We start from the raw sequence: 6,975 nt of genomic DNA on the forward strand, positions 1-6,975 counted from the left end.
AGTGCTGCGCCCCGGTGTTTTCTGTGCGCGCAGCCGGGGGAGGGGAAATGTCAGAGCAGTTGAAGATGGTTGGACTGGTCCGGTTCTCGGTTCTTACGCCTACCTATTATTCCGAACGCTTCAGCACACTGGAGGAAACGGCGGCACATCTGTTTTCCGAGGACCGGATGGAGCTCCGCTTTCGCGTTTTCGAAGAGCTGTGCCTGCCTTCGCTGCTTCGGCAAAGCGATCCCGAATTTGACGTCGTGGTGCTGACTGCGGCGTCGATGCCTGATCGCTATATGCAAAGGCTGAAGGCGCTGCTTGCGCCGCATCGCAATCTGCATTGCCGTCCGGTCGGAACCCGAAATCATTACCGGCTGTTACGCCGGGGGTATGATTCCATTCCGGCAGGGGAGGGCAGTCACCGCATCCTGTTCCGTCTGGATGATGATGACGCGGTTGATATTGATTTTGTGGCGCGGACAAAACGCCTGGCGGCTGGGATCCTGCCGCTGCAACCCGAAGGCGGTGCTTTTGTCATTGCCTATAACCGGGGCTTTTACATGCGGGCGACGCTGGATGGGCCGGAGGTCTTCGACGCGGTCGAACAGGCGCCCCTGTCGGCAGGCACCGCGCTGGTGACCCCGGTTGGCAGCGCCGCGAACCCCTACAAGTTCAACCACCGCAAACTGGCGCGGCACTACAGCCTTTATTCGGATATTTCGGTGCCATCCTTCCTGCGCACTATCCATGGTGACAATAAATCCGATCCCACCCAAAAAGGGATCACTCATCAGATGGCCGAGGAAGAGATCGACGGCGCGCTGCAACGCCATTTCGGTCTGACGCTGTCGCAGCTGAAGGCGGTATAGCGCATGAAACCCAATCAGACCGGTGCCCTGTTGATGATGGGCAGCATGGCGGCCTTTACCTTCAATGATACGCTGGTGAAATCTGTGGGGGCGGATCTGCCGCTGTCGCAGATTCTTGTGGTCCGCGGCGGGGTTGCGTCACTGCTGATTTTCCTGCTGGCGCGCTATCTGGGCAGCTTGCGGATGAACCTGCCACGGGGCGACTGGATGCTGGTTCTGGGCCGCTGCCTGTCCGAAGCGGGGGCGACTTACCTCTTCCTCAGCGCGCTGATGCTGATGCCGCTCGCCAATGTGACTGCCGTACTGCAAATGCTGCCGCTGACCGTGACGCTGGGGGCGGCGCTGTTCTTTGGCGAAAGCATCGGCTGGCGGCGCATGGCCGCGATCCTTGCGGGGTTCTGCGGTATGCTGCTGATCGTGCAGCCGGGGCCAGAGGGGTTCGATGGCGCCTCTTTGTATGCACTGGGTGCGGTTGGCTGCGTCACGGCCCGGGATCTGTTCACCCGGCGGATGTCGGCGGCGGTGCCGTCAATGACGGTGACGTTGATGGCCTCTTTGACAGTGCTGAGTTTTGGCCTGATCTACAGCACCCAGCAGGACTGGCAACCGATGCAGGGCTGGCATCTGGGTCTGCTTATGGGGGCGGCCTGCTTCATCTTTGCCGGCTACCTGTTTTCGGTCATGACCATGCGGGTCGGAGACGTCGCCGTGGTCTCGCCCTTCCGCTACAGCGGGTTGTTGTGGGCGCTGTTCCTCGGCTGGGCAGTCTTTGGTGATTGGCCGGGTGTGCTTACTCTGACCGGCGCGGCCGTCGTTGTGGCGGCCGGCCTATTCACTTTCTACCGGGAGCGGCAGCAGACCGGGGGATGAGAACGCCCGCGCGACTGCGGCGCTATCGACGTTGAAGGTCTGTTTCAGATGGTGCGCTTCCTCTGGTGTGACAGGGGTGACGCTGATCTCCTTGCCGCGCCCCTTGGAGCGGGAATCGTTGAAGCTGTTGTAACCACGCAGGTACATGTCGCCATCCGGAATGGTCAGCGTTGGTGTGACCCGCCAAAGGGTATGATGGCCGTGATGCATGATCGTCTGGTTGGACCCGCCCGCCACTACGACTCCCATAGAAAGCGCAGTGTAGGGGTAGCGGTCCGGTTTGATCGCCAGGCCATCGGCACTGGCGCGATAGACATAGCCGCGGTTGAAATCGATGGTGGTCATCGGATAGCGCGGCCAGACCGGTTCTAGGTCCTGCGCCGCCTGTTTCAGCCGTTCTACAAATGACACCGCCATCGCATCGTCATCGTCTAGACGAAACTGCAGGCAGGGCGCATCCGGGTTTTCGCGCGCGTCGTTCAGCATCTGGATCATCACCCGCCGGTGACGGCCCGGCGGCTGCACGGAAATGACCACATTCGACAAAGGTTCGGTGAGGGTCAGCAGGCGGTCGAGATAGGGGAGGGGAAAGCACTCACCGACCACGACCAGAAGCTGGAAATCCGCGTCGGTCTGACCGATGATCGAGGGCAGGCAGACAGTTTCGAACAGGCGGAACCGCTCCTCAAGCCGTTCGGGTGCATAAAGATAGGCACGGCGTTCCTCTAGGCTGGCGTGCTCCTGCTTGTAGCCGCCGTGCCCTACATAAGAGAAGCGGCACAATCCGATAACCTGCATAACATGCGATCCCTGGTAAAAACAAAAGCGTGGGGGCTAGTCAGCCGCGAAGACCCGTTTGAGATCATCCTGCCGGATGGCAAATCGCGCTTCAAACTCACCCACCTGATCCGGGGTCAGCGGGGTGACGGGCACCGGTTTGACCCGTTTCTGGCGCGAGTCGTTATAGCCATTGTGGGTGCGAACGAACATCGGCTGATCGCTGATGGTGACCGTCGGCATGAAGCGCAGGATTTTCTCATGCGCGAAGTTCATGATCGTCAGGTTACAGCCGCCGCGCACATACATGCCAAGCGAAGCGACATAGTAGGGCCGGTGTATCTCGGTCGCGGCGATCCCGGACGCCCCAACCTCGGCCACATAACCACGGTTGAAATCAACGGCGACCGTTTTGCTCTTTTCGACCAGGCCAGAACAATCCTCAACCGTCTGCCGGAGGCGTTCGACGAAATCCACCGACACTGCGTCGTCGTCGTCATGTCGGAACTGCAGACAGGGCGCGTCTGGGTCCCGGCGGGCTTTGTTGAGGATCTCTTTCATCACCTGGCGCTGTTTGCGCGGCGGTTCGCTGTGAATACGGACCTGCGGCATGTCGGCGGTGATGTCCTGAAGCCGCTCCCGGTGGTGTTTCGGCAGGCTGTCGCCAATGACTATGATGAGCTCGAAATCCTGATCTGTCTGTTCCCGCAGACAGGGCAGGGCGACGGTCTCCATCAGTTGGAACCGCTCCTCCAGACGGTCTTCGGCATAAAGGTAGGCAATGCGCTCCTCCAGGCTGGCATGTTCAACCTGAAAGCCGCCAATCGCGGGATAAGAAAAACGACAAAGACCGATGACTTGCATGAATGGGGCGTCCTGAGTAAGCGTATGGCCCAATCTGATTGCGGCCCGTTGAACTATGCATCGCCCGTACCGATGCGACAAGACAGCGGGTGTGGCAGGGGAAGTATTGCCAGCGGCGTGTTCCCGTGCAGCCATCCGCCGACCCTGGGCGTCACTGGGCGCCTGACAGTTGACAAGCTCCGCGACTCCCCATATACGCGCGCCTATCCGGCATCCGGGGGCCGCCCCTAAAGCCGATATCACTATTGTAGTGGATCAAGGTTCGGACAGTTTTATCGTCCGGATCCTCTGTAGACCCACCGCGTCGTTCACCTCGGAATGGGAACGATTGCGGTTTTTGCGCTTGCGGACGCGTAAGTGCCGGAAATATGAGCCGCACGCCCTTGCGCGTGCATGACATGAAAGTTGCGAAACGGGGAATAGACCGGAATGCCAACGATCCAACAGCTGATCCGCAAGCCGCGGCAGCCGAAAGTTAAACGCTCCAAATCCATGCATCTGGAGCAGTGCCCCCAGAAGCGTGGCGTTTGCACGCGCGTTTACACCACCACGCCGAAGAAACCGAACTCCGCTATGCGGAAAGTTGCGAAGGTCCGCCTGACCAACGGTTTCGAGGTCATCTCCTACATCCCGGGTGAAAGCCACAACCTTCAGGAACACTCTGTGGTTCTGATCCGCGGCGGTCGTGTAAAAGACCTTCCCGGTGTGCGTTACCACATCCTTCGCGGTGTTCTGGATACCCAGGGCGTCAAAGACCGTAAGCAGCGTCGCTCCAAGTACGGCGCGAAGCGTCCTAAGTAAGAAGAAGGATAAGCACAGATGTCACGCCGTCACGCTGCTGAAAAACGCGAAGTTCTGCCCGACGCCAAATATGGCGACCGCGTTCTGACCAAATTCATGAACAACCTGATGATCGATGGTAAGAAATCGGTCGCAGAAAAAATCGTCTACAACGCGTTCGATCGCGTTGAAGCCAAGATCAAACGCGCTCCCGTGGAAGTCTTCCACGAAGCTCTGGACAATGTGAAACCCGCCGTCGAAGTTCGTTCGCGCCGCGTGGGTGGTGCAACCTACCAGGTGCCGGTCGAAGTTCGCCCGGAGCGCCGCGAAGCACTCGCAATCCGCTGGTTGATCAAAGCCGCCCGTAGCCGCAACGAAAACACCATGGAAGAGCGCCTTGCAGGCGAGCTGCTGGACGCTGTCCAGTCCCGTGGTACCGCGGTGAAAAAGCGCGAAGACACCCACAAGATGGCAGAGGCCAACAAGGCCTTCTCGCATTACCGCTGGTAACCCAAGGGGCTTAGACCTATGGCACGCGACTATACACTCAACCATTACCGTAACTTCGGTATCATGGCGCACATCGATGCAGGTAAGACCACCTGCTCGGAGCGTATCCTGTACTACACGGGCAAATCCCACAACATCGGTGAGGTGCACGATGGTGCAGCCACCATGGACTGGATGGAGCAGGAGCAGGAACGCGGCATCACCATCACCTCGGCTGCGACCACCACTTTCTGGGAACGCACCGAAGATGGCGAAACTGCTGACACGCCGAAGCACCGCCTGAACATCATCGACACCCCCGGCCACGTTGACTTCACCATTGAAGTTGAGCGTTCGCTGGCGGTTCTCGACGGTGCTGTCTGTGTTCTGGACGCCAACGCCGGCGTTGAACCCCAGACCGAAACCGTTTGGCGTCAGGCTGACCGCTACAAGGTTCCGCGCATCGTCTTCGTCAACAAGATGGACAAGATCGGCGCTGACTTCTTCAACTGCGTCAACATGATCGAAGACCGTACCGGCGCCCGCGCGGTTCCGGTTGGTATTCCGATCGGCGCCGAGAACGAGCTGGAAGGCCTGATCGATCTGGTCACCATGAAGGAATGGCTGTGGCAGGGTGAAGACCTTGGCGCCTCCTGGGTGCAGGTCGAGATCCGTGACAGCCTGAAGGACATGGCCGACGAATGGCGTGGCAAGATGGTCGAAGCGGCCGTCGAGCAAGACGACGACGCCATGGAAGCCTACCTGGAAGGTGAAGAGCCCGACGTTGCAACACTGCGCGCTCTGCTGCGCAAGGGCACTCTGGCGCTGGACTTCGTTCCGGTTCTGGGCGGTTCCGCGTTCAAGAACAAAGGCGTTCAGCCGCTGCTCAACGCCGTGATCGACTACCTGCCCAGCCCGCTGGACGTTGTCGATTACATGGGCTTCAAACCCGGTGACGAAACCGAAACCCGTAACATCGCCCGCCGCGCGGATGATGATATGGCGTTCTCGGGCCTGGCGTTCAAAATCATGAACGACCCCTTCGTCGGTTCGCTGACCTTTACCCGCATCTACTCCGGTGTTCTGAACAAGGGTGATACCCTTCTGAACTCCACCAAGGGTAAGAAAGAGCGCGTTGGCCGGATGATGATGATGCACTCGAACGACCGTGAGGAAATCACGGAAGCGTTCGCGGGCGACATCATCGCGCTGGCTGGTCTGAAAGACACCACCACAGGTGACACGCTCTGCGCCGTCAACGATCCGGTGGTTCTGGAAACCATGACCTTCCCCGATCCGGTGATCGAGATCGCGGTTGAGCCGAAAACCAAGGCTGACCAGGAAAAAATGTCCCAGGGTCTGGCCCGTCTGGCCGCCGAAGACCCGTCCTTCCGCGTGGAAACTGACCTGGAATCCGGTCAGACCATCATGAAGGGCATGGGCGAACTTCACCTGGACATCCTGGTTGACCGCCTGAAGCGCGAATTCAAGGTTGAAGCCAACATCGGTGCCCCGCAGGTTGCCTACCGTGAGACCATCGGTCACGAGGTCGAGCACACCTACACCCACAAGAAACAGTCGGGTGGTTCGGGTCAGTTCGCCGAGGTGAAGATGATCATCTCGCCGACAGAAGCCGGCGAAGGCTACTCCTTCGAATCCCGCATCGTTGGTGGTGCTGTTCCGAAGGAATACATCCCCGGTGTTGAAAAAGGCATCAACTCGGTTATGGATAGCGGCCCGCTGGCTGGCTTCCCCGTGATCGACTTCAAGGTTGCCCTGATCGACGGTAAGTTCCACGACGTTGACTCCAGCGTTCTGGCCTTTGAAATCGCAGCACGTATGTGCATGCGTGAAGGCATGCGCAAAGCTGGCGCCAAGCTGCTGGAACCGATCATGAAGGTCGAAGTGATCACCCCGGAAGAATACACCGGCGGTATCATCGGCGACCTGACCTCCCGTCGTGGTCAGGTGTCCGGCCAGGAGCCCCGCGGCAACGCGATTGCGATCGACGCAAACGTGCCGCTGGCGAACATGTTCGGCTACATCAACACCCTGCGTTCGATGAGCTCGGGCCGCGCCCAGTTCACCATGCAGTTCGGTCACTACGATCCGGTTCCGCAGAACATCTCGGACGAGATCCAGGCGAAATACGCGTAAGCGTCATGACATTGGAAGGTTCGCGGCCCGCGCGGACCTTCTTCCAATCAAAAGGAGGCCACCATGGCTAAGGAAAAGTTTGAGCGTAATAAACCGCACGTCAACATCGGCACCGTTGGCCACGTTGACCACGGCAAAACCACGCTGACCGCAGCGATCACCAAATACTTCGGTGACTTCAAAG

Annotated in this window: 8 protein-coding genes; 6 read left to right on the forward strand and 2 right to left on the reverse strand. The window is 59.2% G+C overall.

All coding sequences use genetic code 11. The annotated features are described in order from the left end of the window. Window positions 1-47: 47 nt before the first annotated feature. Both SM764_RS21880 and SM764_RS21885 read left to right on the forward strand, forming a co-directional pair. A complete protein-coding gene (locus SM764_RS21880; protein ID WP_369002789.1) occupies window positions 48-854 on the forward strand; it encodes a glycosyltransferase in 807 nt (268 codons plus the stop codon). Between the two features lie 3 nt (window positions 855-857). Continuing rightward, the gene (locus tag SM764_RS21885; RefSeq protein ID WP_274830262.1) at window positions 858-1,724 is read left to right on the forward strand and encodes a DMT family transporter; all 867 of its coding nucleotides are present in this window, start codon (window positions 858-860) and stop codon (window positions 1,722-1,724) included. Here the strand turns inward: SM764_RS21885 and SM764_RS21890 are convergent. Together SM764_RS21890 and SM764_RS21895 are read right to left on the reverse strand one after the other, a co-directional pair. Further along, window positions 1,683-2,522 carry a putative rhamnosyl transferase gene (locus tag SM764_RS21890; protein ID WP_369002790.1) on the reverse strand — a complete coding sequence of 280 codons (840 nt, stop codon included), beginning with the start codon at window positions 2,520-2,522 and terminating at the stop codon, window positions 1,683-1,685. The genes SM764_RS21885 and SM764_RS21890 overlap by 42 nt on opposite strands. Before the next feature lie 36 nt (window positions 2,523-2,558). Beyond that, entirely contained in the window at window positions 2,559-3,365 is an 807-nt protein-coding gene (locus SM764_RS21895) for a putative rhamnosyl transferase (RefSeq protein WP_274830260.1), read from the reverse strand. Window positions 3,366-3,794: 429 nt separating this feature from the next. Here SM764_RS21895 and rpsL point away from each other — a divergent pair, with 429 nt between their 5' ends. The 4 genes from rpsL to SM764_RS21915 form a co-directional block, all read left to right on the forward strand. Next, entirely contained in the window at window positions 3,795-4,166 is a 372-nt protein-coding gene (gene rpsL, locus SM764_RS21900; RefSeq protein ID WP_005621086.1) for a 30S ribosomal protein S12, read from the forward strand. Window positions 4,167-4,184: 18 nt separating this feature from the next. Continuing rightward, window positions 4,185-4,655: a 30S ribosomal protein S7 gene (rpsG, locus tag SM764_RS21905; RefSeq protein ID WP_065271480.1), complete on the forward strand. Its 471-nt coding sequence runs from the start codon at window positions 4,185-4,187 to the stop codon at window positions 4,653-4,655. Between the two features lie 18 nt (window positions 4,656-4,673). Then, window positions 4,674-6,791, forward strand: coding sequence for an elongation factor G (gene fusA / locus SM764_RS21910; RefSeq protein WP_065271479.1), 2,118 nt, complete (start codon window positions 4,674-4,676; stop codon window positions 6,789-6,791). 63 nt (window positions 6,792-6,854) lie between these two features. Then, window positions 6,855-6,975 (forward strand): GTP-binding protein (locus SM764_RS21915; protein WP_369002791.1); only part of this gene is annotated, 121 nt, incomplete at its 3' end.

Origin of the sequence: Pseudophaeobacter sp. 1A16562, assembly GCF_041008785.1 — a bacterium.
GTDB lineage: Bacteria > Pseudomonadota > Alphaproteobacteria > Rhodobacterales > Rhodobacteraceae > Phycobacter > Phycobacter gallaeciensis_A.

Excerpts from the sequence above, each read along its gene's own strand:
- SM764_RS21895 (WP_274830260.1), bottom strand. The coding sequence starts at position 3,365 with ATGCAAGTCATCGGTCTTTGTCGTTTTTCTTATCCCGCGATTGGCGGC.
- rpsL (WP_005621086.1), top strand. The coding sequence starts at position 3,795 with ATGCCAACGATCCAACAGCTGATCCGCAAGCCGCGGCAGCCGAAAGTT.
- fusA (WP_065271479.1), top strand. The coding sequence starts at position 4,674 with ATGGCACGCGACTATACACTCAACCATTACCGTAACTTCGGTATCATG.
- SM764_RS21890 (WP_369002790.1), bottom strand. The coding sequence starts at position 2,522 with ATGCAGGTTATCGGATTGTGCCGCTTCTCTTATGTAGGGCACGGCGGC.
- SM764_RS21880 (WP_369002789.1), top strand. The coding sequence starts at position 48 with ATGTCAGAGCAGTTGAAGATGGTTGGACTGGTCCGGTTCTCGGTTCTT.
- rpsG (WP_065271480.1), top strand. The coding sequence starts at position 4,185 with ATGTCACGCCGTCACGCTGCTGAAAAACGCGAAGTTCTGCCCGACGCC.
- SM764_RS21885 (WP_274830262.1), top strand. The coding sequence starts at position 858 with ATGAAACCCAATCAGACCGGTGCCCTGTTGATGATGGGCAGCATGGCG.